24 protein-coding genes are annotated in these 26454 nt (G+C 62.9%); 12 read left to right on the top strand and 12 right to left on the bottom strand.

Features of this window, described 5'->3' with window-relative positions; translation table 11 throughout:
• Positions 1-3: 3 nt before the first annotated feature.
• The 6 genes from PXK07_RS03345 (at position 4) to PXK07_RS03320 (ending at position 7134) form a co-directional block, all read left to right on the top strand.
• Positions 4-480, top strand: a complete 477-nt coding sequence (locus PXK07_RS03345) for a peroxiredoxin (protein ID WP_274846773.1) — start codon at positions 4-6, stop codon at positions 478-480.
• A gap of 283 nt (positions 481-763) precedes the next feature.
• Positions 764-1606, top strand: a complete 843-nt coding sequence (locus tag PXK07_RS03340) for a ferritin-like domain-containing protein (RefSeq protein WP_274846772.1) — start codon at positions 764-766, stop codon at positions 1604-1606.
• A gap of 173 nt (positions 1607-1779) precedes the next feature.
• The gene (locus PXK07_RS03335) at positions 1780-3111 is read left to right on the top strand and encodes a DUF5930 domain-containing protein (protein ID WP_274846771.1); all 1332 of its coding nucleotides are present in this window, start codon (positions 1780-1782) and stop codon (positions 3109-3111) included.
• Complete coding sequence (locus PXK07_RS03330) at positions 3101-3619, top strand: bactofilin family protein (RefSeq protein ID WP_274846770.1); 519 nt, start codon at positions 3101-3103, stop codon at positions 3617-3619. The genes PXK07_RS03335 and PXK07_RS03330 overlap by 11 nt, the downstream gene beginning before the upstream one ends.
• A 453-nt stretch (positions 3620-4072) precedes the next feature.
• Complete coding sequence (locus tag PXK07_RS03325) at positions 4073-5614, top strand: calcium-binding protein (RefSeq protein WP_274846769.1); 1542 nt, start codon at positions 4073-4075, stop codon at positions 5612-5614.
• A gap of 326 nt (positions 5615-5940) precedes the next feature.
• Complete coding sequence (locus PXK07_RS03320; RefSeq protein ID WP_274846768.1) at positions 5941-7134, top strand: calcium-binding protein; 1194 nt, start codon at positions 5941-5943, stop codon at positions 7132-7134.
• Between the two features lie 87 nt (positions 7135-7221).
• On the opposite strand, the gene PXK07_RS03315 is transcribed toward PXK07_RS03320, so the two are convergent.
• Complete coding sequence (locus tag PXK07_RS03315; RefSeq protein ID WP_274846767.1) at positions 7222-7770, bottom strand: peptidylprolyl isomerase; 549 nt, start codon at positions 7768-7770, stop codon at positions 7222-7224.
• Complete coding sequence (locus PXK07_RS03310) at positions 7763-8269, bottom strand: peptidylprolyl isomerase (protein WP_274846766.1); 507 nt, start codon at positions 8267-8269, stop codon at positions 7763-7765. Before PXK07_RS03310 ends, PXK07_RS03315 begins: the two co-directional genes overlap by 8 nt.
• 138 nt (positions 8270-8407) lie before the next feature.
• Between PXK07_RS03310 and PXK07_RS03305 the strand changes: the two genes are divergently transcribed.
• Positions 8408-9601, top strand: a complete 1194-nt coding sequence (locus PXK07_RS03305; RefSeq protein ID WP_274846765.1) for a phosphoglycerate kinase — start codon at positions 8408-8410, stop codon at positions 9599-9601.
• 53 nt (positions 9602-9654) lie between these two features.
• Here PXK07_RS03305 and PXK07_RS03300 read toward each other — a convergent pair whose 3' ends face one another.
• Positions 9655-11316, bottom strand: a complete 1662-nt coding sequence (locus tag PXK07_RS03300) for an acyl-CoA dehydrogenase family protein (RefSeq protein ID WP_274846764.1) — start codon at positions 11314-11316, stop codon at positions 9655-9657.
• Positions 11317-11569: 253 nt separating this feature from the next.
• On the opposite strand from PXK07_RS03300, the gene PXK07_RS03295 reads away from it, so the two are divergent.
• From PXK07_RS03295 to PXK07_RS03275, 5 genes are all read left to right on the top strand, one after another.
• Entirely contained in the window at positions 11570-11869 is a 300-nt protein-coding gene (locus PXK07_RS03295; protein ID WP_274846763.1) for an FtsB family cell division protein, read from the top strand.
• A gap of 199 nt (positions 11870-12068) precedes the next feature.
• Positions 12069-13082: a pyruvate dehydrogenase (acetyl-transferring) E1 component subunit alpha gene (pdhA, locus tag PXK07_RS03290; RefSeq protein WP_274846762.1), complete on the top strand. Its 1014-nt coding sequence runs from the start codon at positions 12069-12071 to the stop codon at positions 13080-13082.
• A 14-nt stretch (positions 13083-13096) separates the two neighbouring features.
• Complete coding sequence (locus PXK07_RS03285) at positions 13097-14476, top strand: pyruvate dehydrogenase complex E1 component subunit beta (protein ID WP_274846761.1); 1380 nt, start codon at positions 13097-13099, stop codon at positions 14474-14476.
• 12 nt (positions 14477-14488) lie between these two features.
• Complete coding sequence (locus PXK07_RS03280; RefSeq protein WP_274846760.1) at positions 14489-15826, top strand: pyruvate dehydrogenase complex dihydrolipoamide acetyltransferase; 1338 nt, start codon at positions 14489-14491, stop codon at positions 15824-15826.
• Between the two features lie 324 nt (positions 15827-16150).
• Positions 16151-17869 (top strand): methyl-accepting chemotaxis protein, encoded by a 1719-nt coding sequence (locus tag PXK07_RS03275; RefSeq protein ID WP_274846759.1) that lies wholly within the window; start codon positions 16151-16153, stop codon positions 17867-17869.
• A gap of 143 nt (positions 17870-18012) precedes the next feature.
• Here the strand turns inward: PXK07_RS03275 and cysE are convergent, their stop codons facing one another.
• From cysE to PXK07_RS03230, 9 genes are all read right to left on the bottom strand, one after another.
• On the bottom strand, positions 18013-18822 hold the full coding sequence (cysE, locus tag PXK07_RS03270) for a serine O-acetyltransferase (RefSeq protein ID WP_274846758.1): 810 nt from the start codon (positions 18820-18822) through the stop codon (positions 18013-18015).
• 206 nt (positions 18823-19028) lie between these two features.
• Positions 19029-19316 carry a DUF7742 family protein gene (locus PXK07_RS03265; RefSeq protein WP_274846757.1) on the bottom strand — a complete coding sequence of 96 codons (288 nt, stop codon included), beginning with the start codon at positions 19314-19316 and terminating at the stop codon, positions 19029-19031.
• Positions 19313-23266 (bottom strand): baseplate multidomain protein megatron, encoded by a 3954-nt coding sequence (locus PXK07_RS03260; RefSeq protein ID WP_274846756.1) that lies wholly within the window; start codon positions 23264-23266, stop codon positions 19313-19315. Before PXK07_RS03260 ends, PXK07_RS03265 begins: the two co-directional genes overlap by 4 nt.
• A complete protein-coding gene (locus PXK07_RS03255; protein WP_274846755.1) occupies positions 23266-23727 on the bottom strand; it encodes a peptidase in 462 nt (153 codons plus the stop codon). Before PXK07_RS03255 ends, PXK07_RS03260 begins: the two co-directional genes overlap by 1 nt.
• Positions 23724-24611, bottom strand: a complete 888-nt coding sequence (locus PXK07_RS03250) for a DUF2163 domain-containing protein (protein ID WP_274846754.1) — start codon at positions 24609-24611, stop codon at positions 23724-23726. Before PXK07_RS03250 ends, PXK07_RS03255 begins: the two co-directional genes overlap by 4 nt.
• The gene (locus PXK07_RS03245) at positions 24611-25243 is read right to left on the bottom strand and encodes a DUF2460 domain-containing protein (protein WP_274846753.1); all 633 of its coding nucleotides are present in this window, start codon (positions 25241-25243) and stop codon (positions 24611-24613) included. Before PXK07_RS03245 ends, PXK07_RS03250 begins: the two co-directional genes overlap by 1 nt.
• Positions 25244-25278: 35 nt before the next feature.
• Positions 25279-25935 (bottom strand): phage tail tape measure protein, encoded by a 657-nt coding sequence (locus tag PXK07_RS03240; protein WP_274846752.1) that lies wholly within the window; start codon positions 25933-25935, stop codon positions 25279-25281.
• Positions 25922-26134, bottom strand: a complete 213-nt coding sequence (locus PXK07_RS03235) for a rcc01693 family protein (RefSeq protein ID WP_274846751.1) — start codon at positions 26132-26134, stop codon at positions 25922-25924. The genes PXK07_RS03240 and PXK07_RS03235 overlap by 14 nt, the downstream gene beginning before the upstream one ends.
• Positions 26131-26454 (bottom strand): gene transfer agent family protein, encoded by a 324-nt coding sequence (locus PXK07_RS03230; RefSeq protein ID WP_274846750.1) that lies wholly within the window; start codon positions 26452-26454, stop codon positions 26131-26133. The genes PXK07_RS03235 and PXK07_RS03230 overlap by 4 nt, the downstream gene beginning before the upstream one ends.

Raw genomic sequence — 26454 nt, 5'->3', positions numbered from 1 at the left:
ACAATGTCCGAACCATCCGATCTCACCCCCTCCACTCCCGCACCTCTGTTCAACCTGCCCCGTGATGGCGGTGGCGAGGTCTCCCTCGCGGACCTCAAGGGCCAGGCGGTCGTTCTGTTCTTCTACCCGCGCGATGATACGCCGGGCTGCACCAAGGAATCCATTGGGTTTTCAGCATCTTTGCAGGCTTTTGCCGATGCCGGGGCCGCAGTGTTCGGTATTTCCAAGGATACGGTGGCAAAACACGACAAATTCGTCGCCAAACATGAGCTGACCACGCCCCTGCTGTCCGATGCGGACGGCACCACCTGCGAGGACTACGGTGTGTGGAAGGAAAAGAACATGTACGGCAAGAAACACTGGGGAATCGAACGCTCCACCTTCCTGATCGACGCCGAAGGGCGCATCGCGCGCATCTGGCGCAAGGTCAAGGTCGATGGCCATGTGGAAGAGGTTCTGGAAGCGATCAAGGCGCTCTGAGCGAACACCGCCGCCCGTATCCTTTCAACGCCAATTATTCGGTGGGGCTCCCGCGCCCGCGGAACAGGGCCTGTTTGCCCTGCCCTTGGCGGCCTTGGGCCCGGCGCCGCGCGATGCGCGGCGCCGGGCCCAACGGGAGGAGATCATTTCCTCAAATGATCGACGACGGGCGGGAGCCTGCCCGAGGAGTTCCCATTCCGCCCCCATTGCCAAAGACCGACCGAAGGTGCAGGAACCGGGGACAGCACAGATCAGCCAGAGGCACAATTCAGGTAGAGGCACTATGAGCGACACCCCCCTTTCCCTTGCACAGATGGCCACAGAGGTTCTCACCACTGCCGATGGCCGCGAGAAGACCGCCCTGTCGCGCCGCCACGCCGCCCGCTGGTTCGCTGCACGGCGTGGGGAGGCGCCGGACATCGCGATCGGCACGGCCAATCCGCCCCTGCAACCGGCACGGCCAGACCGCCCCGAACTGCTGGACCCGCGCGACGTTCCCAAACGCAAGCCCGGCTCCGAAGCGGGGCGTATCGCCCTCCTTCATGCCGTTGCCCATATCGAACTCAACGCCGTGGATCTGCACTGGGACATCATCGCCCGCTTTTCCCATGTCCCCATGCCGATGGGGTTCTTTGACGACTGGGTGAAATCGGCCGATGAGGAGTCGAAACATTTCAACCTGATGTGCGACTGCCTTGAAAGCCTTGGTAGCCATTACGGCGCCCTGCCCGCCCATGCGGGCATGTGGCGCGCGGCGGAAGACACTGCGAGCGATCTGATGGGCCGCCTGGCGGTGGTCCCTATGGTGCTGGAGGCGCGCGGGCTGGATGTCACCCCCGGCATGATCGAGATCTTCCGCAAGGCCAAGCTCACCCAGGCGGTCGAGGCGCTTGAGGTGATCTACAGCGAGGAAGTCGGCCATGTGGCCTATGGTTCAAAATGGTTTCATTTCCTCTGCGGCCGCGAGAACCTGGACCCCAAGGACGTGTTCCACGCATTGGTACGCAAGTATTTCCACAGCACGCTGAAGCCCCCGTTCAACGAGGAAAAGCGCGCCGAGGCGGGGCTGCCGCCCGATTTCTACTGGCCGCTGACCGAGACAGGGGCGCAACCCAAGCTCGACTGATCCACCGGGGGCGCCCGGCAGTATTCCGCCAATTGCCCGCCCTGACAGCAGGAATTCCCTTCAAATTGGTCAACAGACTTGCCCAAGCAGGGCGGTCTGGCTATTCAAATGGGCCATGGTCTGCGCCTTGACGGGGCACATCATGACAAATGGGATGGAACAAGGATCAGCGCGTGCCGACACGTCTGACTATCAAAATTCACGCCTTTCTGGAGCGTCACTTACCGGAACGTCGCGTTTTCCTGAAATCCGATACCGATACCCGGTTCATCCGTCTGCGACCGGAAACACAGCTGGTGGCCGTCATCGGAACAGGCCTGTTTGTCGGCTGGTCGATCATCGCCACGGCCATCGTCCTGATGGACAGTATCGGCGCCGGTAATTTTCGCGAACAGGCCAAGCGCGACCAAATGACCTACCGCAGTCGGTTGGATGCAATTGCCTCCGAACGCGACAGCCGCGCCGAAGAGGCGCTGGCGGCTCAGCGGCGCTTCAATGCCGCCCTGGCACAGATTTCGGACATGCAGTCGGAACTTCTGGCCTCTGAAACCCGGCGCCGCGAATTGGAAACCGGCATCGAGGTGATCCAGACCACCCTGCGCGAAACCATGAGCCAACGCGATAGTGCCCGCGCGACCCTGGCCGAGTTGCGCAAGGAAACCGAAGCAGACGGCAACACGCAACTGGCCGCAGCCATCGCCCCGCTGCAGATGGAGTTCCTCTCCACCGCCCTGGCCGAAACCGCCGGGGAGCGCGATCAGATCCGCTCGGATGCGCGTTCCGCGCTTCAGGAACGGGATTCGCTTGAGATGGAACTCAAGCTGATGGACGAGCGCAACAACCAGATCTTCCGCCAGCTGGAAGAGGCGGTCACCGTTTCCGTGACCCCGCTGGACAAGATGTTCCGCAAGGTGGGCATGGCGCCCGACCGCATCCTGGAACAGGTCCGGCGCGGCTATAACGGTCAGGGTGGGCCGCTGGCCCCTTTGGCGCTGTCCACGCGCGGTGAGGAACCCACGGCCGAGGAATTGCGGGCCAACCGGATCCTCAATGAGCTCAACCAGCTGAACCTCTATCGCATGGCCGCGCAGCAAGCGCCCTTTGCCACGCCGGTGAACCTGGGCCAGGTGCGCCAGACGTCAGGTTATGGCTACCGGCGCGATCCCAAGACGGGCGGACGTCGGCTGCACAAGGGATCCGATTTTGCCGGCCGCACCGGCACCGATATCTTTGCCACCGCCGACGGCGTTGTCACCCATGCGGGTTGGCAGTCCGGCTATGGCAGGCTGGTTACCATTCGCCATGCCTTTGGCATCGAAACCAGATATGCCCATAACTCCAAACTCCGCGTGAAGGTCGGTCAAAGGGTCTCGCGCGGGGATCACATTGCTGATATGGGTAACACCGGACGGTCCACCGGGACCCACCTTCATTACGAGGTGCGGGTCAACGGAACACCCGTAAACCCTATGACCTACATCAAGGCTGCACGAAATGTTTTCTAAAAGCAAAATCAACGAGCCCGGGCCCAAGCAGGCCGAAGCAACCCCAGCTGCCGCAACGCCAAGCGCGCCGCCCGCCGCTGCGCCTGCAAGCGATTTCAAGGCCAGCCCGCCCAAGGCCAAGCCGCCCGCATCGCTGCTCAGCTCTGATCTGCACATCACCGGCAACCTGAAGACCACCGGCGACATCCAGGTCGAGGGCACCGTCGAAGGCGATATCCGTGCGCACCTGCTGACCATCGGTGAAAGCGCCACCATCAAGGGTGAAGTCACCGCCGATGACGTGGTGATCAACGGTCGGATCGTGGGACGCGTGCGCGGCCTCAAGGTACGCCTGACCTCGACCGCACGGGTTGAGGGCGACATCATTCACAAGACCATCGCCATCGAGAGCGGCGCCCATTTCGAAGGCTCCGTGCAGCGTCAGGATGACCCGCTGAACCCCGGAGGCAAAAAGGCCGCACCGGCAGCTGCTGCCGCAGCACCTGCCGCCGCCAAGTCGGACAGCTGACGCCTCACTTGCCTGATCGGGCATTTCCCGGTCTGCAAACCTATGAACGCCGCAAGATCTTGCGGCGTTTTCTTTTTACCCAGCTTGAGTGTGGAGCCTGCGCTATTGCGGCGGCTGAGCTTATCCCGTGCCAGCCTTAACTTAAGCTTTTGTTAAACATGCGCCTTGAAGGCATCATTCACAGGTTGTACAAAGAGCTGAAGCGCACGCGCGGATTTCAGCCACGCTTTCCACTGCAGGGCCTTGAATGGGGATGCTGATTTGACGAGAAAACCCGTCCGGGATCAGGGCGTTACCTGTCCCCAAGCAGGATTAAACGCGGGCCCGGACAGTGCCTCTGCCCTCTCTTGCACCCGCCCCTGCAGAGCAAAGACCTGCCACTTCTGATCCTGATCTGCGGCCCCAATCCACATCCAATAATTCAGAAATCCAATACCCAAAGAAGAAGACCCAATGGCAACGTTTACAATCAACAATTCAACCGAAACCTGGTCGGTCAGAGACCTGCAAACCTATTACATAAGGAATATCACGCCGGTCACGACAAGCACATCGACGGTATCCCTAACCGGCATCAACAACCGGGGGGAATCGGTTTTCTACTCGGTCTCCGGGAGCTTTTATTCGACTGGCTATACTGTAACCGGGACCATCCGAAACATTACCCTGCAAATCGAAGGCGTCACCGCGTTTTCGGCCACGGGGCTTGATGTTCCGTTCACCAGCTATTCCAACGTTGGCTCTAACTCTTTCACCACCTACGCCACCCAGGGCAATGACACCTTCAACGTCACCTCCACGAGGGGAAACCGCTGGGAGGCAGGCGCCGGCGATGACACAATCAACCCGGGGAGCGGCGACGACACGATTGACGGCGGAAGCGGCACCGACAGGTTGATCATCAACGCCACCTTTGCCAGCGCAACCTTTGAAACCAGCACGGTCAGTGGGTTTAGAGGTATCACTGTCAGGACCCCGGACGGGACGGATACCTTCACCTCGGTTGAAAACCTTCAATTTCTGGACCGGACTCTTGCGGTCACAATTGGGGACGGAACCCGTAACCCGATATCGGGTGATCAACAGATCACGTCCACCGAGGATCTCATGGAGGGAACCATGAGTGCCGACGTGATGAATGGCTTGACCGGAAATGACACGCTGTTCGGATCGGGAGGCAATGATACGCTCAACGGTGGCTCGGGAGATGACCTGATTTTCGGCAACGATTCCGATGATCGCCTAGACGGCGCGGAGGGTCACGACAGGCTGATTGGCAATAGTGGCGACGATTCCATCATCGGTGGCACCGGTTTTGACCGCCTCAGCGGCGGCGGTGGCGACGATGTCCTTGATGGAGGCCACGGTCGGGACCGCCTTCTGGGCGGCGAGGGCCGCGATCAAATGAATGGCGGCAACCACAATGACGACCTAACGGGTGGTGACGGAAATGACATTCTGAATGGCGGTTCCGGCATCGATACGCTCGAAGGGGGAGATCACGACGATCAGATAAACGGTGGCAGGCACGCCGACCAGCTCAGTGGTGACGATGGAAACGATACGCTGAACGGCGGTTCCGGCAACGATACGTTGCAGGGCGGCAAGGGCGAGGATCAGATCAACGGCGGCAACCACGATGACCACCTGAGTGGTGACGATGGCGGCGACACGCTGAATGGCGGCTCTGGCAACGACACCCTTGAGGGCGGCCAAGGGCGCGACACCCTCATCGGTGCCAAGGGCGATGATCTGCTGACCGGCGGCGACAGGGCCGATGTCTTTGCCTTCCGCAAGGGCCATGGCAATGACACCATTTCCGATTTCACTGTCGGCGTGGATCACATCGAAATCGGCCTGGGCGCCTCCCGGTTCAGGCAGCTGGACATCAGCCAGCAGGGTGACGATGTCCTGGTCGCCTTTTCCGACGTGACCATTCTGATTGAAAACGCCCAGCTGTCGGACATTGATCAGGCTGACAACTTCCTGTTCTGATCCAGGACGAAGGACGCGACCAACATGTGCGGCCCCTCAGGTGAGGGCGTCGCACATGCACGGTTGATGCGGGTTGCAAATACACCCGCATCAACCGTGCATGTGCGCCCACTGCAGATGATCTCACCTCGCATCTCCGACCTTAGGCATTAACTATTGTTTAACCATGCTATTGCGGCGCCTCCTCACGTATTGGTAGAGTAAATCAGCAACCCAAAGCCAAATAGGACAGTCAAAACCACACGTGTATTTCTAGGTCTTCCCCATTTCTTTCCCGCCTCAAAAACTGATTTCCGGCGCTTCGCCGCCCGCCTGTTGGAGCCAATATGTCCACCATCACCATCCACGACCCAAGCGGATCACATGTATTTTCTGATCTCTTTGTTCATAGCGATCTTGTTGACGCCGTGACCGTCAGAGTTAATTCCGACACGATCGAGATTCGGGGGAGCAACGGTCATGTCTGGCGGGTCGTCGGCGACTTCCCAGAGATCGTTCCCTATGACATGAGCGTCACAAGCATCACCCTGCTGCAGAACGGAGAGCGTGTCGCCTCGGTTCAAGGTTTTTCGCTCGGGTACTTCGAACTCATTGCATATAATCCGGTTCAACTGGAAAGCTTCTTCTTCGAAAGCGACGACCGGATCGTTTCGCACAGCACCGCAGGCGAGTATTGGGAGACAAGTCTGGGCAACGACCGGATTGAGCTGAACCGCGGCAATGACACCGTAGATGGCGGCTCCGGCACCGATACCTTTATCCTGCGCAGCAGTTTTTCCGAGGTTGAGATCACGCGCAACGGTCAGGGGATTGAGGTGAGCAGCGAATGGGGCACCGATCAGCTGAGGAATGTGGAGATTCTGGCGCTGGATGATCGGGTCATCAACCTGAACGCAGATCTGCCGGGAACCGACCCTGAACCGGAAGAACCAGAGGAACCGGCCGAGCCGACACCGGGCACCACCGGCGCCGATTACTTGGAAGGTGGCGGCTCAAATGACATGTTCCTGGGATTGCAGGGCGACGATGAGATCCAGTTGCGCGGCGGCGATGACCTCGCCCGCGGCGGCGCCGGGAATGATGTGATCTTCGGCGGTGACGGGGCGGATCAGATCCTGGGCAACCGGGGACGGGACAGCCTTTATGGCGGCGATGGCGACGACCGGCTGCTGGGCCATGGCGGCGCGGACTATCTGGACGGTGGCGATGCCTCCGATACGCTGCGCGGCGGCAAGGGCAAAGACACCCTGCGCGGGAACGATGGCGATGACCGGCTCGCCGGGGGCGCCGGACGGGATGTCTTCGTGTTCCGCAGCGGCGATGGCAATGACACCATTACGGATTTCGAACTGGCACAAGACCGCATCAGCATCGAAACCGGCGCGCGGCAGATGACCGACCTGTCCTTTGAGCAGGACGGTCAGGACGTTGTCATTTCATTTGATGATGTAAGCTTGCGCATCCTGGACACGAACCAGGGCGCCCTGCTTGATGCCGAACTGTTCATCTTCGGCGGCTAGCAAGCGGGAAAAGGCGCCTCCCCGCAGCGCGATACTGCGGGGAGACCGTTTTTCTAATCAGACCGTCACGGATCAGTCTGTCACAGATCAGTCTGTCACAGTAACCTTGGTCATCACATCGGGCTGGCCGATCACGGATCCGTTCTGTCCGGCGCCGCGCTTGATGGCGTCGACCACATCCATGCCCTCGGTCACCTTGCCAACCACGGTGTACTGGCCATTCAGAAAGTGGCCCGGGGCGAACATGATGAAGAACTGCGAGTTGGCGCTATTGGGGTTCTGGCTGCGCGCCATGCCGACGACACCGCGGTCATAAGCCACGTCAGAGAACTCGGCCGGCAGATCGGGCCGGTCAGACCCACCCATGCCCGCCATGCGCATGTCAGCGCCCAGCTTGCCATATTGCACATCGCCGGTCTGCGCCATGAAGCCTTCGATCACCCGGTGAAAGACCACGCCATCATACTTGCCTTCGGCGGCCAAGGCAGTGATCTGCTCCACATGTTTGGGAGCGACATCTTCGAACAGGTCGATCTTCACGGTGCCATTGGCGCCCTCGCCCGCGATCTGGATTTCCAGACCCGAGGCAAAGGCAGAGCCCGCGATCAGGGTCAGGGCTGCGGCAAGCTTAAGCATCTGCGGCCACCTTGACGCTGATCATGCGGTCGGGCTGCGCAGGCGGCTCGCCACGGGTGATCGCATCCACATGCTCCATGCCCTCGATGACGCGACCATAGACGGTGTACTGGCCGTTCAGGAAGTGGTTGTCCTTGAAGTTGATGAAGAACTGCGAGTTGGCAGAATCCGGGTTGGCAGAGCGCGCCGCGCCCAGGGTGCCCCGGTCATGCGGCAGCTTGGAGAATTCCGCCGGAACGTTCGGCAGGTCGGAGCCACCGGTGCCCGCCATGCGCAGGTTGAACCCGTCTTCCATGTCGCCGTGCTGCACATCGCCGGTCTGCGCCATGAAGCCGTCGATCACGCGATGGAAAGCCACGTTGTCATATTCACCGGCGCGGGCCAGTTCCTTCATCCGCTCGCTGTGCTTGGGCGCCACATCCGGCAGCAGCTCAATCACCACATTGCCGTCCTTCAGCTCGATGATGATGGTGTTTTCCGGGTCCTTGATCTCGGCCATCTGGCCCTCCTGTCGTGTTTGCTTTGCCAGATACCTAAGGCCAGAGACCTTGAATGCCAAGCGTGAGCATTGACTGCAGGCGCAAAAGCTCCGAAACAGCGGCAAAGACATTTGCCAAAGACCGGAAGGAGCCTGAGGATGGGCTGGAATACCCTTGATGACATGGATCTGAGCGGCAAGCGCGTGTTGGTGCGCGTGGATATCAACGTGCCGATCGTCGATGGCGTTGTGACCGACTCGACCCGGATCCGCCGCATTGCCCCCACCGTACGCGATATCCTGGACGCAGGCGGCAAGCCGATCCTGCTGGCCCATTTTGGCCGCCCGGGCGGTGAGCGCCGCGAGAACCTGTCGCTGAACCAGCTGATCCCGACATTGGAGCGCGCCTTTGAAACCCGCGTCCTGTTCGCCGCCGATTGCGTCGGCCCCGGCGCCGAGGCGGCCGCTGCCGCCCTGCAACCGGGTGAGGTTCTCTTGCTGGAAAACACCCGTTTCCATGCGGCGGAAACCAAGAATGACCCCGAACTGGCCGCAGGCATGGCGCGCCTGGGCGATGTCTACTGCAACGATGCCTTTTCCGCCGCCCACCGTGCGCATAGTTCGACCGAAGGCATTGCCCGGCTGTTGCCCGCCTGCGCGGGCCGTCTGATGCAGGCGGAACTCTCCGCCCTCGAAAGCGCCCTTGGCGCGCCGAGCCGTCCTGTGACCGCGGTTGTGGGCGGGGCCAAGGTTTCGACCAAGCTGGAACTCCTCAGCAACCTCATCACCAAAGTCGATTATCTGGTAATCGGTGGCGGCATGGCCAATACATTCCTGGTGGCCCAGGGCATCGACGTGGGCAAATCCCTGGCCGAACGCATCATGAAGGACACCGCCGCCGAGATCCTCGCCAAGGCCGAAAGTGCCGGCTGCAAGATCGTGCTGCCCTCGGATGTGGTGGTCGCGGAAACCTTTGCGTCGCATGCGCCGCACCAGGTGCTGCCCGCCGATCAATGCCCCGCAGGCAGCATGATCCTGGATGCCGGTCCCGAAAGCGTCGCCGCCATCACCGAGATCTTCGAGCAAAGCCGCACGCTGATCTGGAACGGGCCGCTTGGCGCCTTCGAGATGGAACCCTTTGACGCCGCCACCAATGCAGCAGCCCTGAAAGCCGCAGCGCTGACCCGCGCAGGCAAGCTGACCTCGGTTGCCGGTGGCGGCGATACGGTGGCGGCGCTCAATGCCTCCGGTGCGGCGCGCGATTTCACCTATATCTCGACCGCAGGCGGCGCCTTCCTGGAATGGATGGAAGGCAAGACCCTGCCCGGCGTCGCGGCGCTGGAACAGGACTGACCGGCGTCAGATCCCTGCCCGCCAGATGCCGGGCAGGGAAAACCTTTGCAGCATCAACCGGTGAGACGTTCCAGGATCGCCCTTTCATCGAGGCCCGTGACCGATCCCGGCAAGGAACCGCGCGCGCCTGACAGGCGGCTGGTGACATAGCCTTCGGCCACCGCATTTGGTGCCGTCTCCATCAGACAGGCCGCGGTCATGAGGGTTGCCAGGCTTTCAGCAAACCAGCGCGCCTCCCCTTCTGCGGGCAGGCCGGACCAGCGGTCGCGATGCGCCGCAAGTGCTTCGTCATAGCGGCGATCCCCGCCCCGCACCCGATCCAGCAGCGCGTTCAAGGCTTCACCCGCGCGCGGCTCCCGCGCCAGGCTGCGCAGGATATCGAGGCAGATCACATTGCCGGATCCCTCCCAGATCCCATTGAGCGGCGCCTCACGATACAGCATCGGCATCGGTGTCTCCTCGATGTAGCCCATCCCGCCCAGCACCTCCATCGCCTCTCCGATCACCGGGATGCAGCGTTTGTTGCCCAGGTATTTCGCCAGCGCCACGCCGATCCGCGCCAGGGCGCGGCTTTCGTCATCCTGCCGGTCAAAGGCCGCCGCCATCGCCATGCCAGAGGCCAGCGCCCCCTCGGTATCCAGCGCCAGATCCGCCAGCACCGACCGCATCAGCGGCTGGTCGATCAGCTTCTTCTGAAAGACCGATCTGCCCTGGACCCACCAGGCCGCCTCGGCCAGGGCCGCGCGCATCAGGCCTGCCGGGGCCAGCGCCGTATCAAGGCGAGTGTGATGCACCATTTCGATGATGGTCCGCACCCCAGCGCCCTCGTCGCCCAGCCGGTAGGCCAGCGCATCGACATATTCGATCTCGGAACTGGCATTGGCGCGGTTGCCGAGCTTGTCCTTCAGACGCTGCAGGCGGATGCCATTGCGCTCTCCTTCCAGCCAGCGCGGCACCAGGAAACAGGTGAGCCCGCCGTCTGCATAGGCCAGCGTCAGGAAGCCATCCGACATCGGCGCCGAGCAGAACCATTTGTGCCCCGTCAGCCGGTAGTGATCGCCATCCCGCACCGCACGGGTGCTATTGGCGCGCACATCCGATCCGCCCTGTTTCTCGGTCATCGCCATGCCCAGGGTCACACCCGCCTTCTGATCGACCGGGCGGGTCGAGCCGTCATACTCGGGGCTGAGCAGCCGGGGAACCCAGACCTTGGCCAGATCCGCATCGGCCTGCAGCGCGGGCACGGCGGCATAGGTCATGGTCATCGGGCAGCAGACCCCCGGCTCCACCTGGTTGAGCATATAGACATGGGCCGCATGGGTCACATGGCCGCCCGGTGCCCCGCTCCAGGCGCTATGGGCGTAGCCCTGTGCCTTGGCCGCAGCCATGACCCGGTGATAGCCCGAGTTGAACTGCACCTCGTCCAGCCGATGCCCCGAGCGCGCAAAGAGGGTCAGCCGCGGCGGATCCCGGCGGGCATCCTCAGCCGCCTGCCGCAGGTCGGCGCTGCCATAGGTTGCCCCTGTCCGCTCCAGCGCCGCCGTATCACCACCGTGATGGCTCACCTGCTCTCGCAAGGCCCGGTCACCATCCCAAATCGCCCAGGCGCTCCGCGGTTGCGGCTGGTTTTCCACCGAATGGGTGCCAAGATCACTGCGGGGTGCGCTGGATCGGTGGGCGCCCGCTGCTGTGCCGGATTTGTCTTGTTCTTGCATGCTGTCTCCTCCATCCGGAGCGCAGCCTAACAAGGCCGAGGCCTGACGCCAGAGGCGTCGTTGCGTCAAACCGGATCGCAAAACCCGCAGGTCACCGCCGGTACAAACCGCAACGGCAAATTCAAAAGAAACCGGCAAAATTAACCATTTTTGGGATTCACAGAGCGATTCGCATATGGCATAGTACCTCAAGACATCGAGGCAATCGGTGCAAAAACAATATCTTGAGCAGTAGCATACAGGCAACTCCAACGTGACCCGAAGCAATACGCCATCCCTTGGCGCCTTTGTCTTTTTCTCCATCGCATTCGCGCTGAGTGCATATTTCACCTTTGCGGCGGTGCAGGGCGATTTCGGGTTGTTCAGAAGGGTCGAGATCCAGGCAGAAGCCGAAGAGCTTCGCCGGGATCTCGACCTCCTTCAATCCGACATTGCGCAGATGGAAAACAAGACCCACCGCCTGTCCGACGATTTCCTGGATCTTGACCTGCTCGACCAACAGGCCCGTTCGGTGCTTGGCCTGTTGCGCGCGGATGAGATCGTCATTCGCTGATCTCCCGGCCCCCCAACGCCCTCCCTGGTAAACAGTCTGACCCACAGTATCGGCCGCCCTGTGGCGGTCACAAAGGTTTTATGGGCTTTTTTTGCTTTGTGATAACCCCATACAACAAAACCTCTCGCCAGCCGGTGCAAAATCCAATATGAATTAGTTTAACGCTAAACTATTCAGCATTAAGGGGGAGTCCGCCACCATGGCCGCCAGGAAAAGCACAAAGAAACCAAACGTTTCTGCTGACGAGCTGAAGACATACTACCGTGAAATGCTTCTGATCCGCCGATTCGAGGAGAAGGCGGGTCAGCTTTATGGGATGGGGCTGATCGGGGGCTTCTGCCACCTTTATATCGGTCAGGAAGCCGTTGTGGTCGGTCTGGAAGCCGCCGCCGAAGAGGGCGACAAGCGGATCACCTCTTACCGTGACCACGGCCATATGCTCGCCTGCGGCATGGATCCCGATGGGGTGATGGCCGAACTGACCGGCCGCGCAGGCGGGTATTCCAAGGGCAAGGGTGGCTCCATGCATATGTTCTCGAAAGAGAAGCATTTCTATGGTGGCCACGGCATTGTCGGCGCACAGGTGCCGCTGGGAGCCGGTCTGGCTTTTGCAGACAAATACAAGGGCAACGGCCGCGTGACCTTCACCTATTTCGGGGATGGCGCCGCCAACCAGGGCCAGGTTTACGAGGCGTTCAACATGGCCGCGCTCTGGGATCTGCCGGTGATCTTTGTGATCGAGAACAACCAATACGCCATGGGCACCTCCCAGGCCCGGTCCACCTCCACCCCTGACATCTACACCCGCGGTGCGGCATTCGGCATTCCGGGCGAAGCGGTCGATGGCATGAATGTGCTTAGCGTTAAGGAAGCAGGCGAGCGCGCCGTGGCCCACTGCCGTTCGGGCAAGGGACCCTATATCCTGGAAGTGAAGACCTATCGCTATCGCGGCCACTCCATGTCGGACCCGGCGAAGTATCGCACCCGCGAAGAAGTGCAGAAGATGCGCAGCGAGCGTGACCCGATCGAACAGGTCCGCGAGATGCTGCTGACCGGCAAGCACGCCACCGAGGATGATCTGAAAGCGATCGACAAAGAGATCAAGGACATCGTCAACAAATCGGCGGAGTTCTCTAAGGAGAGCCCGGAGCCCAGCCTGGATGAGCTGTGGACCGACATCTATGCCGACGCAACCCAGCAGCAGAGCGCCTGAGGGAGACAAAGAACATGGCAAGTGAAATCCTGATGCCCGCCCTGTCGCCGACCATGGAGGAAGGCACCCTGGCCAAATGGCTGGTGAAGGAAGGCGATACCGTGAATTCCGGCGATATCCTCGCCGAGATCGAGACCGACAAGGCCACCATGGAGTTCGAGGCGGTCGACGAAGGTGTGATCGGCAAGATCCTGATCCCCGAAGGCAGCGAAGGCGTGAAGGTCAACACCGCCATCGCCGTGCTGCTGGACGAGGGCGAAAGCTATGATGCCGATACGGCATCCGCGCCTGCGGCGAGCGGAGGTGCGGCCCCGGTCGAGGCACCGGCGGCGCCCACTCCCGTGCCCGCTGCTGCCGCAGCCCCCGCAGCACCAGAGGTGGACGACAGCCCCGACTGGCCCGAAGGCACCCCGACCGTGCAGACCACAGTGCGCGAGGCCCTGCGCGATGCCATGGCCGAAGAGATGCGCAGTGATGAGAACGTCTTCCTCATGGGCGAGGAAGTGGCCGAATACCAGGGCGCCTATAAAGTCTCCCAGGGGCTGCTGGATGAGTTCGGCCCCAAGCGGGTGATCGACACCCCGATCACCGAACATGGCTTTGCGGGCATTGCCACCGGTGCAGCCTTTGGGGGCCTGCGTCCCATCGTGGAGTTCATGACCTTCAACTTCGCCATGCAGGCGATCGACCATATTATCAACTCGGCGGCCAAGACGCTCTATATGTCCGGCGGTCAGATGGGCGCGCCCATGGTGTTCCGCGGCCCCAACGGTGCCGCCGCCCGCGTTGGCGCCCAGCACAGCCAGGACTATGCCGCCTGGTACATGCAGATCCCCGGCCTGAAGGTCGCGATGCCCTATTCGGCAGCCGACGCCAAGGGTCTGATGAAAACCGCGATCCGTGACAACAACCCGGTGATCTTCCTGGAGAACGAGATCCTCTATGGCCGCTCCTTCGAGGTACCGAAACTGGATGACTTCACCGTTCCCTTCGGCAAGGCCCGGATCTGGCGCCAGGGCGAGGATGTGACCATCGTCTCCTTTGGCATCGGCATGCAGTATGCGCTGCAGGCGGCCGAGAAACTGGCGGGCGAAGGCATCAGCGCCGAGGTCATCGACCTGCGCACCCTGCGTCCGATGGACCTGCCGACGGTGATCAAATCGGTGATGAAGACCAACCGCCTGGTCACGGTGGAGGAAGGCTGGCCGCAAGGATCGGTCGGCAGCTACATCGCCTCCGAAGTGATGCAGCAGGCCTTTGACTACCTGGATGCGCCCGTGATCACCTGCACCGGCAAGGACGTGCCCATGCCCTATGCCGCCAACCTGGAAAAACACGCGCTGGTCACCACGGATGAGGTGATCGCGGCGGTGAAACAAGTGACCTACCGGTAAGGAGAGACAGCGATGCCGACAGAAATCCTGATGCCCGCCCTCTCTCCGACCATGGAGGAAGGCACGCTTGCAAAATGGCTGGTGAAGGAAGGCGACACCGTCGCCTCCGGTGATCTTCTGGCCGAGATCGAGACCGACAAGGCGACCATGGAGTTCGAAGCCGTGGACGAAGGCGTCATCGGCAAGATCCTCATCCTCGAGGGCACCGAAGGGGTGAAGGTCAATACCGCCATCGCCGTGCTGCTGGCCGATGGCGAAAGCGCCGATGATGTGGCCACAGCGCCTGCCCCGCAACCGGAAGCCGCTGTGGCGGCTGACGCGGGTGACAAGGCGGCCCCCGCAGGGGGCTCCGCGACACCCGCCGCCCCCGCGTCCCCTGCCCCGGCAGCCCCTGCCGCCGGGGATGGTAGCCGCATTTTTGCCTCCCCCCTGGCCCGTCGCATCGCGGCGGACAAGGGGCTAGATCTGGCAAGCATTGCAGGCTCCGGCCCGCGCGGGCGTATCGTCAAGGCGGATGTGGAAAACGCAACTGCGGCACCGCAACCGGCGGCGGCCTCGGCAGCTCCTGCCCCAGCTGCCAGCGCAGCCCCCGCAGCGGCCCCGGCGGCGGCGCCCACTGGCCCCTCTGCCGATATGGTCGCCAAGATGTACGACGGCCGTGCGTACGAGGAGATCAAGCTCGACGGCATGCGCAAGACCATCGCGGCGCGCCTCAGCGAGGCCAAGCAGACCATCCCGCATTTCTACCTGCGCCGGGATATCCAGCTGGACGCGCTGCTGGCCTTCCGCAGCCAGCTGAACAAGCAGCTCGAAGGGCGCGGCGTGAAGCTGTCGGTCAATGACTTCATCATCAAGGCCCTGGCCAATGCGCTGCAAACCGTGCCCGAGGCCAACGCCGTCTGGGCGGGCGACCGGGTGCTGCAGATGAAATCCTCCGATGTGGCCGTGGCCGTGGCCGTCGATGGCGGCCTCTTTACCCCGGTGCTGCAGGATGCCGACATGAAGTCCCTGTCGGCACTGTCGACCGAGATGAAGGACCTCGCCGCCCGTGCCCGCGACCGCAAGCTGGCGCCTCATGAGTACCAGGGCGGATCTTTTGCAATCTCGAATCTGGGCATGTTCGGCATCGACAATTTCGACGCCATCGTGAACCCGCCCCATGCCGGGATCCTGGCGGTGGGCGCGGGCAGCAAGAAACCGGTTGTCGGCGCGGATGGCGAGTTGAAGGTCGCAACCGTGATGAGCGTCACCATGTCGGTGGATCACCGGGTGATCGATGGCGCCCTTGGCGCCAACCTGCTGGCCGCCATCGTCGAGAACCTGGAGAACCCGATGGTCATGCTGGCCTGAGCTTCTTTTTCAGGGAATTTTCAGAAACGCGGTCGCTCACCCGGCCGCGTTTTTCTTTGCCCAGATGAGACACCTCTCTGCTCCCTTCAGGCGTCGAAGTTCACTCAAGCGAAACCACCATGACAGCCATGTAACAACGAGATGACAAACACATCATAGTTGCATGAAAACAAAGATACATTCCAATAGCGGATATAACTCCTTAACTGTAGTTCGGCAGCCAGTATCACATATGCACCTTGCAGAGACTGGATCATGCCCTCTTCTCCCTCTTCTTTCGCCCCCCCTCCTTCACCGTCAGGCCGCTCGCCACGTCTTCGATCGATGAACCTGCGTATCGCGGCCCTGGTGTCGGTGTTTTCGCTATTGGTGGCGATCCCGGTTGCAATCCTGGCCGGTCAGCGGATGCAGACCCAGGCCATCGCCGCCCTGCAGGTGCTGGAACAGGAACTGACCACCGTCGCAGCCCAGCAGATCGAACAGCCCCTGAAGCTGGGGTTCTCCGGCACGGTTGAAAAACGGCTGCAACATGTGATCGACCGCGCCGGTGACAGTTTCGTTTTTGCCAAAGTCATCAAGGCAGACGGCGTGGTCATGGCCGAGCTTGGCGCCCTGGACCAGCCCGCGCTTCAGCGCCTGCAGGACCGCGCTGCAGAGGTGCAGAACAGTTCTGAACCCTGGTCCTCGCACAGCGGGTTTGAAATCGTGTTCCCGATCCTATCGAAGAAAGGCAAGATGCGCGGCACCCTGATCATGGTCTGGGATCCCGCGCCGCGGCTGGCCGAAGTCTGGGCAGGCTTGCAGCGGGATCTGGCGATTGGCGCCGGGCTTCTGCTGGTCTCGGTCCTGATCTGCGTGGTGATCCTGAAACGCACCCTGGGGCGCCCGCTCACCGATCTTGCCGCGGCATTGGAGCGGATCGACAATGGGCTCTACCACCACCGCATCCCGGCCACCGGACGGTCGGATGAGCTGGGCCAGATCGCGCGGCGGATCGAGACGCTGCAACAGAGCTTGTCGAAGGCAGAAGAGGTCTCGAGCCAGCGGCAGGCAGAACAGCTGCAACAGGCCCGCGCCGTTGAGGAAATGCGCAAGGGGCTGGCGGCGCTGGCCCGCCGCGATCTGGCCTACCGGATGACCGCCGAGCTGGCCCCGGCTTATGAGCCGCTGCGCGTCGATTTCAACACCGCCCTGGGCAGCATATCTGACACCATGGGTGAAGTCCTTGGCACCTCCACAGCGGTCACGCTTCAGTCCTCGGGTATCGATCAGGGCTCGGGCACATTGTTTTCCCGCATTGCCGAGCAATCCCAAACCATCGGGGCGATCTCTGGCCAGATGGTCCACATCACCGACTCGGTCGTCGATGCCGCCGATCAGGCCCGTTCCGTCGAAGGTTTGGCGGCCACCGCCGTGCGGGAGGCCGAGACCAGCAGTGAGGTGGTTAGGCAGGCTGTCGCCGCCATGAGCGAATTGGAGGAGAGCGCCAGCGAGATTTCCACCATCATCGGGGTGATCGATGATATCGCCTTCCAGACCAATCTCCTGGCGCTGAACGCCGGTGTCGAGGCGGCCCGGGCCGGCACGGCGGGGGCCGGGTTTGCCGTCGTCGCCAGCGAGGTGCGCACCCTGTCGCAGCGCACCACCGAGGCCGCCACCAAGATCAAGACCCTGATCACCCAGGCCACCGGCCATATCAGCACCGGTGTTGCCGAGGTCAACAACACAGGAAACGCCCTTGGCAGCATCAAGACGAGCCTGGACACCATCGCCGAGAGGATCAGTTCCTCGGCGCAGAAGGTCAGCAGCGATTCCGAGCTGTTGCGCAACCTGTCGGCCGAGCTGAACCAGCTGGGCGCAGCGACACAGGACAACCGCAGCATCGTGTCCGACACGGTCGAAGCCGCTCAGAAATTGGGGAGCGATGCAAAGCGGCTGGATACCCTGGTCGAAGCCTTCCGCCTGCCCTCTCAATTGGCCGCCGTGATGCAGCCGATCAAGGGAGCAGTCAGCGGTTCGGCGAAACGTCCACAGGCAGCCTAACACCTGTAAGCGCAGCCACGATCAACAGCCGGGGTGAGGGCGGGCTGACATAAGGCCGCCCGCCGCCGAGGACAGATCCCTGCCAAGGATGACAGTGGTTGAGAACGCTCAGGCGTTCATACCAGGGAAGCAGTGTTGCGCTGTCAGCTCTTGCTGGCCAGCACCTGGTTCATGCTGACCGCCGGTTGATCGCAGCCCGCCTCGCCGACGATACGGGCCGGAACGCCCGCCACGGTCTTGCAGGGGGGCACGTCTTCCAGCACCACCGAGCCCGCGGCGATGCGGCTGCAATGGCCGATGCGGATATTGCCCAGCACCTTGGCCCCGGCCCCGATCAGCACACCGTCCTCGATCTTGGGGTGGCGATCCTCTTCTTCCTTGCCGGTACCGCCCAGGGTCACCGAATGCAGCATCGAGACATTGTCACCCACCACGGCAGTTTCGCCAATGACGATGGAATGGGCGTGGTCGATCATGATGCCCTGGCCGATACGGGCCGCCGGGTGAATATCGACACCGAAGATCTCTGAAATCCGCATCTGGAAGAAATAGGCCAGATCGAAATCGCCTTGTGTCCACAGCCAGTGCGCCACGCGGTAGGCCTGCACGGCCTGGTAGCCCTTGAAGTAGAGGATCGGCTGCAACAGGCGATGGCAAGCCGGATCGCGTTCATAGACCGCCATCAGGTCGGCGCGCGCCGCTGCCACCAGTGCGGGATCCGCCTCATAGGCGCTTTCGACGATCTCCCGCAGGATCACCATCGACATCTCATTCGAACACAGTTTGGCGGCGATGCGATAGGAGAGCGCCTTCTCTATGGTCGGGTGGTGCAGGATACAGGCATGGATCAGCCCTCCCATCAAGGGCTGCTTGTCAACGGCCTCCTGCGCCTCCTTGGCGATCCGGTCCCAGACAGGATCCAGCGGGGAGATGGCTTTGCGGGTCTTGATCATGGCGATACATCCTTTTCTGCCCCTTAGGATATGTATCTAACGCAGGAAAGGCCAAACGCAAATCTGTGAACATGATAATTCTTGTTCTTGATGAAACCGCAAGGCACGCGCAGCGCCGCGCGACAGCGCGGCGCCCGGCCCAACGGGTGCGTTGCTCTGTCCCAGAGCAGCCCGCACCGGGCGGGAGCCTCCCCGTTTCATGCGCTTCATCGCTGCACCCGATGCAGAACCGCCTGCAGGACCGCGATCAGGCACCTGAGGTAGTCCGGGTTGTCCAGGGTCGGCTCATCGGCCAGCACCTGTTTTCGCGCTGCCGCACTCAATGAGCCATCCCCCCAGCCCGGATGCAGCCGCCCTTCCCGATCGCTCCAGCGGCGGGCCTTGTCGGCGCCGCAGAAAATCGCCGTGCAAAGCGCCTGCCGCTGGGACCGAGGCACCGAAAGCAAGGCCCGCGCCACAGCCGTGACATCACCCGGCAGAACCGGGCGCCTCATGCCAGTTCGGCCACAGCGGCAAAGCCTGCCCCGTAGCGGTCCGACAGCTGCGCCACTTCGATCCGGTCTCCCGGCGCCGCACCATCCGCCGCCTGCATCACGGTGGTATAGGTCCATTCCGCTGTCGTGCTGATCGCCTCGCGCAACAGGGTGGCACCCGCCATGACCCTGACCCGGTATTGCTCGCTGGCTTCGCCAAGGGGCACCTCTGGTAGATCCCAGCTGTCACCCTCGATCCGGGTGCGCCGGATCCAACCCGCCTGCAGATCCGCGCCCAGCGCGCCGGAAAGGCGCAGATGCACCGGCGCATAGGGGCGCAAGCCGTTGCCATCAAAGGCCTCGATCCGATGTACGTAAGAGGGATCCTCATAGCCGCGCCGGGCCGGGCCGATCCGATAGTGGCGGGCAATCCGCCGCTGCGCCAGGGCCAGTTCCAACTGCACCTGTGTCCCGTCCAGAAGCACCACGTATGACCCTTGCGGCCAGACCTCGGGCATCAGCCCGTCACTGCCAAGCTGCCCGCGCAATCTCCCGCGCAGGAAATAGGTATTCGGCGCCACCAGCTCTGCCTCGCGGAACTGGAACACTTCCCAGTTGCCATTGCTGCCGTCCCCGATGGCCGCCACATTGGCGCCATTGAGCACCGCCAGCGCCTCGCGCGTCTCCAGCTGGCCGGAAATCAGCCGCAGCTGCAGATCCGCTCCTAGGTCCCAGCGCCCCACCGGCCCCGCCGCCAGCGGCGTCTCGGTGACACCGACCACTGAACGGGCCGCAATGATCTCTTCCAAAACATAGCCTTCATCCGCCTGCGCGCCATAGACGGCGACGGTCCCCGGCCAGGGCTGGGCGGTAAGAGCCAGATGCGGCGCATGGGGCACCTCTTCACCGGTCATCAGGGGAAGATCCATGAACAGGGGCAGCACCGGCGTCGGGGCCACGAATTCATTCACCCCGGGAAGATCCTCCGGCACATCCGCCGGGAGATAGACGCCAGGATCAATCCGCACCGCTTCCACCAGTTGCGCCTCTGCCATCTCGATCCGATCCAGACGAAAGAGCGCAGTCCCGGTCTGATCCGCATGTACCGTACTTGGGTCCGGCATGGAGCCCGGCAGTTCCACCACATCACCAACCGCCAGCCCGAGCAGCGAGGGCGGCAGGACAAACCGCGCGCTGTCGCGCGATATGCGCGCCTCGACCAGCCAGCGTTCCACCGTCTGACGTGCCTCGGCCCGGGTCATGACAAGCGGGAGGTCACTCTGGCTCACTGCGTGGGTAGCGTCATCGGGCAGCACCGCCTCCTCGGAGGCGAGATCGAAATTCGCCCCCCATTGGGCAAAGCGCAGCCGAACCCGCCCTGCCAGTTCCGCCTCTCCACTGCGGTGATGGGCGATGCCCCCCTCCACCTCGGCGCTGTCCACCACCAGATCCGGGGACAGGCTGCGCACATCCGTTCCCGTCCGCAGACGGAACCGCAGCAGCCCGTCCTGTTCGATCGCATCAAAGCCATGGCGCAGCATCAGGGGCTGCAGCGCCGCGCGGGCCTCTTGCGTGCCCTCCAGGCTATAGCCATGCACGATACCGTAGAGCGCGCTGATATCCGTCCCGGTGACATCCGAAGCTTCGCAGAGTTCCCGCACCACCGAGGCAAGCGTGCGCTGCCCCGCACGCCCATTCAGCCAATGGCCCCGCAGGTAGTTCTCGCCATCACTCCAGATCTCGACCGCATTGGGAAAGGCCGGAAAGGGGCGTGCATCCCAGGCCCAGACATAGGCGTTGGCCATATCCAGCATCGGCCCGCCGTATTCAGAAGAGATCGGGTTGTGGGCCGGATCGCTCCAATAGCCCAGCATGGCGCGCAGATAGTGCAGCTGGATCAGATCATCACGCTGCCCGTTGGAGAATTTCGGCAATTTGGATTCCGAGCTTTTCGGATCCAGGAACTTGTTGGGCTGATTGGTGCCCCTGTCGATGGCCGCGCAGCCCAGTTCGGTGAACCAGATCGGTTTGCTCTGCGGCTCCCATGCGGTGGGAAAGGGCTGACGGACCCCATTGATCCTCTCATGATGGGTGTTTTCCCACCAGTTGCGAATGTCCTTGTAGCGCCAGATCCAGGGTTCACCATGGGCGCCATCGGTGATCGGCGTGCGGATCTGCGCCGCTTCGGCCTCGGGCGAGTGGTAGAACCAGTCATATCCCTCGCCCCCCTCGATATTGCCGCGCAGGTAGTCTAGGTCATAGATCGCGGGCACACCCGCCGCTGCGTCCAGATGATCTTCTCCCTGGCGCCAATCCGACAGCGGCATGTAGTTGTCGATCCCGATGAAATCGATCTGCGGATCCGCCCAGAGGGGATCGAGGTGAAAATACCGGTTCCCGTCGGGGCTGGTGTAGCCCCAGTATTCCGACCAATCCGCCGCATAGCCGATCTTGACCTCGGCCCCGAGGATCTGGCGTACCTCACTTGCAAGATCTCGCAGAGCCTCCACCGCAGGGAAACCACTGGCGCCGCGGATCTGGGTGAGGCCGCGCATTTCGGAACTGATACAAAAGGCCTCGACCCCGCCCGCCGCCGCACAGAGGGCCGCGTTATGCAGGATGAAGCGCCTCAGCCCCCAATCCTCTGGTCCTGTATAGGTGACAGCGCCATCTGTGACCGTGAAATCCGCCGCCACAGCCTGCCCCATGAAGGTGGCAACCTCGGCATCGGCTGCGGCTGTGCGATCGGGGCTGCCGTCGCGCCCCGGCGCAACCGACAGGGTGATGCGCCCGCGCCAGGGCAGGTGCGGCTGGTCGCTATTGTCGCTCCAGGGATCGGGCAAACCGTTACCCGCGGGCTGGTCCATCAGGATGAACGGGTAGAACATCACCCGCCGCCCCTGATCCCGCAGGGTCTGGATCGCCTCGATCACCGCAGCATCCGCCGGGGTGCCGCCATAGACCGGGTTCTCCTCTTCGTCCTTCAGCACCTCGTCGGCGCTGGCGCGGGGCACGCCAGAGACCACCCAGGGCATGGTAACCCCATCGGCCTGCTTCTGTTCGACTTTCGGTTTGATCCGGCATGCGCCGCAGCGCAGGTCATCCCCGAACCACGAAACGATCAGCGAGGCGGCATCGCAGGCGGGCAACTCGTCCTCCAATGCCGCCAGTGACGTCACAAGATCTGTCTGCCCCGAGGGCGTATGGGTATTGGCCGCGCGCATGTCGCCGGGACCACCCGAGTAATTCACCGGGCTGGCCGCGAGCGCATATTCGCCGGTGCCGGGCATCAGCGCCACGCCGCGCAGCAGTTGGGCCGGGTCGTGGGCGTAGTCGGGGCTACCCGGCTGTTCTCCCCGGATCACCTCGAAGGAAAACTGCGGCACCCGGTTGCCGAAGCGCTCAAGCTGCACATTCTCCATCACCACATAGGCGGTGCCGCGATAGGCGGGCACCTGGCCTGCGCCTTCCACCGCCTCCATCAGCAGATCGGGCGCCTGGTCGGGCGTGCCCCGGTAGACGGTCATGTTGAGATCCAGCGGCGAGACCTCCTCTCCGTCGGCCCAGACCCGGGCAACCGAGGTGATCTCCCCTTCGCATAGGGCAATGGCCAGCGAGACCGAATGGCTGTAGCGCGTCACGCTGGGCTGGCGCGGCGCGCCCTTGCCGCCACCGCCGCTGGTTTCACTGCTTTCCAGAAATTTGGTGGCCCAGATCACCTGCCCGCCCACGCGGGTGCGGCCAAAAACCTTGGCGATGGGTTCCCCTTCGCTGGCCTGGGTCAGGCGGAATTGGTTGATCCGACCGGTTTCAATCGGATCGGACCCAGCGCCAAACAGGCGTTCATCGATGGCGCGGCCCAGAGTGGCGCCAATGGCCCGCCCGATCGCCACCGAAGACAGCCCGGCCACGGAGCCGCCCACCGCCCCGCCGATTGCGGCGCCTGCCGCCGAAAGAAGAATGGTCGCCATCAGAGAACCTCTTGCGGATATGCAAAGCGCGCCACGATGCGGCGCTGCCAGGGGGCACTGAGCGCGCATTCCACCACGCCGCGCCCCGAATACGCGTGAATGAAGCGAGGCACGGAAACCGCCCGCTTGCCCGTGTCGCCAAGCTCTGACTGAATGCCGAGATGTTTCGCAACGGATCCCGTCCGCATGCGAAACAGCAGGACATCTCCCAAGGCGGCCCCTTCCAATGGCTTGGGGGTCAGGTACGAGTGAGCCGCCTGCCACAGGCGTTCCTGCCCCTGGGGTTCGGACCAATCCATCGTGTAGGGCGGCAAGGGGGCGGGTTCCGCACCAAGCGCCTCGCGCCAGATCCCCCGGATCAACCCGAGGCAATCACAGCCTGCCTCCCGGCGGCTTGCCTGATGTACATAGGGTGTACCCAGCCAGCCCCGCGCAAGGGCGGCGATCCCGGCGCCGCTCATCTGCGGCTGCCCCCGGTGTTGACGCCGGTGGATTTTGGTACCGACATCACCCAGTCCTCTCCGGGGATATCGGGAAAGCCCCGGTAGTTCAGCAGGTTGTTGAACTTGAGCCGACAAGTCTCCATGCGCTTGTCGCAGCCCGCCTCCAGTCGGACCAGATCACCGGCGGCGATAGCTGCGCGCAAAGGCTCCCAGAGTTCGATCCGGCGCCCGCTTGCATCGCTGCGGTCCTGCTTGATCGCGCTCCACAGCCCCTGCGCCGCCCCGCTCAGCACCGTCAGGCGGCCGCGCGTGAACCATTCCGGTTCAAATCCCGCCAGATCCGACCAGAAGAATACGCGCCCCTCTTCGCTCTGCTCCACCACACGCTCTGCCGCATATCCGGGCGTATCCAGATCGAAACCACAGCTCCGATCCCCCAGAACGGCCGTACAGGGTTTCTGGTAAATCCGCCCCAGAGGCCGGTTCAGCCCCTCGCTGAGACCGCGCAACTCGGCCTCAAAGGCGCCCCCGGCCCGGCGCAGCTCTCCGATGGAGCCGCGAAACTGCAGCCACCGCACCGCGACATCCTGCCAATTGACCAGCCAGCAGCGCACATCGGCGCCGTCAAACCGCCCCGCTTCGATGTCGTCCTCGCGCAACCCCGCATCCGAGAGCGCCCCCAGTGCCTCGGTATTGTCCACCGACAGCCCCGTGGCCTGTTGCAGCGCGCGGGCCGTCATGCCGCAGTTTGCTTTGAACAGCATGGTGTCAAAGACAAGATCGCGGTCGTGATCGGTGAACCCGTAGAAGGTGCCATCGGCACGGGTCAGCGCCCAGGCCCGGCACAGGCTGGTGTTGCCAGTGGCAACGTGATCCAGGAAGGCTTGCGACGGTCCCGCCATCAGATGCGCACCTCCACGATCGGCACGGACGGCACATCGCCCGCCTTGAAGGAGGCAACGCTGGTCAGGATCTGATCGGTGTCAAAGCGCACCGGCACGTCAAATTCAAATCCCGCCACCACCTGCAGGCCAACCTCGGGCGGGTGCGACAGGGTGATCATCCCGGTGGTCGTGTCCAGATCATAGTCGACGCTTTCGCGCAGCTCCTCCTGCTCGATCCCCAGCCTCACCGAACCCGAGACCGGTTTTGCGATGGGTCTTTGATAGATCACATCGCCCGAGCGGTAGGATTTCACCAGCTGAAACTCCACCGTGGCCCCATCACCAAGGCCAATCACCTCGTCGCGGAAATCCACTTCGGCGGTGGCGCGGGCGGATTTGTAATCGGACCAATCCTTCCAGCGAAAGCCGTACAGCTGCCCCTGGCGCGCCTCGAAAAAGGCAATCAGCAGCTCCACATCATCGAGCGAGCGCAGCCCCAGCCCGGCATCATAACGCCGCCGCGAATGGGCCCAGGGGGTGTTGCGCTCCTCATGGCCATTGGTCAGCGTCACGATATCGGTGCGCCGCTGCGGCCCGCCGACCGAGCCAAAGCTGAGCGAGGCCGGAAATCGGACATCGTGAAAATTCATCGTGGGATCTCCTGTTTCGGATCAGCGGGTGTTTTTCAGCGGTTGCGGGCGCCATGGCCCAGGGCGCGGGACAGCCGCGCGGCGATCTGGCCCTGGCTGCGCTGGAACCCCTGTACGTCGGGCGTGGTGATATTCATCACCACCTGCATGGGGCGCCCGCCGGAACTGCTGACCCCAAGCGAGCCATCGGCGGCGCGGCGCAGGGGCAGGATCGCCTCGGGGCCTGCCTCCCCCATCAGGCCGGTGCCGCCGCGCATCGGAAACAGGGTGGCGCCGCTGACCACACCGCCACGGGCAAAGGGCATCACCCGGCCTTCGGAAAAGGCAGCGCCCTCGGCAAAGGGCAGAAGGCCGCTGACAAGGTTCCCCACGCCCGTTGCCAGCAGGCCACCCACATGATCGGTCACCGGGCGAATGGCCGCATTATAGGTGGTGCGCAGCATCGAGCGCGCAACCGTATCCAGCGCATCCGACAGGCTGCGCCCATCAAAGACCACGCCTTCAAAGGCGCGCCGCAAGCCCCGCGACATGCCCCGTTCCAGCGTCTGCACATCCTTGCCGGTGGCGGCAAAGGCATCGCGCACCCGGCGCAATTCGGTGTCGAAACTGGCGGCCATGCCGGCAGCCTCGCCCAGGGCATCCCCCAGCGCCTCGCTGCGCAGTTCCAATTCTGCGATCTCACTCTCGGCCATCCAAAGCCTCCTTCGTCTTCGGCGTATCGGGAAAGGCTCGCATCAGGTCCTGCAGCCCGGCGCGATCCATCGTCCCTGGCGCCTGCTGGCCCAGCATCAGGCGCAGCTCCGCAGGCGTCAGGCGCCAAAAGGTGTCGGGCGTGAGCCGCAGCCCCGACAGGCCAAGCCGCATCAGCGCGGGCCAGTCAAAGCCGCTCATTCCTGTTCCTCTGGCAGGGAGAAACTTCGTGCCAAGAGCTGCGCCGCGATCCGCGCCGCCGCCATCGGCCCGCCGTCAATCTGGGCCCGCGCCAAGTCTGCCGCCTTCAGATCATGGCCGCCGCCCTCAAGTCCCGCCGCAATCAGCGACAGGATATCGCGGGCGGAAAACCGTCCTTCCTCAAACCGTTTCACCAGGTCCACCAGCGATCCCTCGGCGAGGCTCTGCTCCAGGCTGGCAAGCGCACCAAGCGTAAGCTTCAACGCATAAGCCTTTCGATCGATGACGATTTCTACCTCGCCTGCGAAGGGGTTCGCCAT

This window comes from Phaeobacter sp. QD34_24 (assembly GCF_028890115.1).
Lineage (GTDB): Bacteria > Pseudomonadota > Alphaproteobacteria > Rhodobacterales > Rhodobacteraceae > Phycobacter.
This window is presented reverse-complemented; position numbering and strand designations above follow the sequence as displayed.

Bases quoted from the DNA above. Each gene is read 5' to 3' on its own strand.
- PXK07_RS03345 (WP_274846773.1), top strand. From the start codon at position 4: ATGTCCGAACCATCCGATCTCACCCCCTCCACTCCCGCACCTCTGTTC.
- PXK07_RS03340 (WP_274846772.1), top strand. From the start codon at position 764: ATGAGCGACACCCCCCTTTCCCTTGCACAGATGGCCACAGAGGTTCTC.
- PXK07_RS03330 (WP_274846770.1), top strand. From the start codon at position 3,101: ATGTTTTCTAAAAGCAAAATCAACGAGCCCGGGCCCAAGCAGGCCGAA.
- PXK07_RS03325 (WP_274846769.1), top strand. From the start codon at position 4,073: ATGGCAACGTTTACAATCAACAATTCAACCGAAACCTGGTCGGTCAGA.
- PXK07_RS03320 (WP_274846768.1), top strand. From the start codon at position 5,941: ATGTCCACCATCACCATCCACGACCCAAGCGGATCACATGTATTTTCT.
- PXK07_RS03315 (WP_274846767.1), bottom strand. From the start codon at position 7,770: ATGCTTAAGCTTGCCGCAGCCCTGACCCTGATCGCGGGCTCTGCCTTT.
- PXK07_RS03310 (WP_274846766.1), bottom strand. From the start codon at position 8,269: ATGGCCGAGATCAAGGACCCGGAAAACACCATCATCATCGAGCTGAAG.
- PXK07_RS03305 (WP_274846765.1), top strand. From the start codon at position 8,408: ATGGGCTGGAATACCCTTGATGACATGGATCTGAGCGGCAAGCGCGTG.
- PXK07_RS03300 (WP_274846764.1), bottom strand. From the start codon at position 11,316: ATGCAAGAACAAGACAAATCCGGCACAGCAGCGGGCGCCCACCGATCC.
- pdhA (WP_274846762.1), top strand. From the start codon at position 12,069: ATGGCCGCCAGGAAAAGCACAAAGAAACCAAACGTTTCTGCTGACGAG.
- PXK07_RS03285 (WP_274846761.1), top strand. From the start codon at position 13,097: ATGGCAAGTGAAATCCTGATGCCCGCCCTGTCGCCGACCATGGAGGAA.
- PXK07_RS03280 (WP_274846760.1), top strand. From the start codon at position 14,489: ATGCCGACAGAAATCCTGATGCCCGCCCTCTCTCCGACCATGGAGGAA.
- PXK07_RS03275 (WP_274846759.1), top strand. From the start codon at position 16,151: ATGAACCTGCGTATCGCGGCCCTGGTGTCGGTGTTTTCGCTATTGGTG.
- cysE (WP_274846758.1), bottom strand. From the start codon at position 18,822: ATGATCAAGACCCGCAAAGCCATCTCCCCGCTGGATCCTGTCTGGGAC.
- PXK07_RS03265 (WP_274846757.1), bottom strand. From the start codon at position 19,316: ATGAGGCGCCCGGTTCTGCCGGGTGATGTCACGGCTGTGGCGCGGGCC.
- PXK07_RS03260 (WP_274846756.1), bottom strand. From the start codon at position 23,266: ATGGCGACCATTCTTCTTTCGGCGGCAGGCGCCGCAATCGGCGGGGCG.
- PXK07_RS03255 (WP_274846755.1), bottom strand. From the start codon at position 23,727: ATGAGCGGCGCCGGGATCGCCGCCCTTGCGCGGGGCTGGCTGGGTACA.
- PXK07_RS03250 (WP_274846754.1), bottom strand. From the start codon at position 24,611: ATGGCGGGACCGTCGCAAGCCTTCCTGGATCACGTTGCCACTGGCAAC.
- PXK07_RS03245 (WP_274846753.1), bottom strand. From the start codon at position 25,243: ATGAATTTTCACGATGTCCGATTTCCGGCCTCGCTCAGCTTTGGCTCG.
- PXK07_RS03240 (WP_274846752.1), bottom strand. From the start codon at position 25,935: ATGGCCGAGAGTGAGATCGCAGAATTGGAACTGCGCAGCGAGGCGCTG.
- PXK07_RS03235 (WP_274846751.1), bottom strand. From the start codon at position 26,134: ATGAGCGGCTTTGACTGGCCCGCGCTGATGCGGCTTGGCCTGTCGGGG.
- PXK07_RS03230 (WP_274846750.1), bottom strand. From the start codon at position 26,454: ATGGCGAACCCCTTCGCAGGCGAGGTAGAAATCGTCATCGATCGAAAG.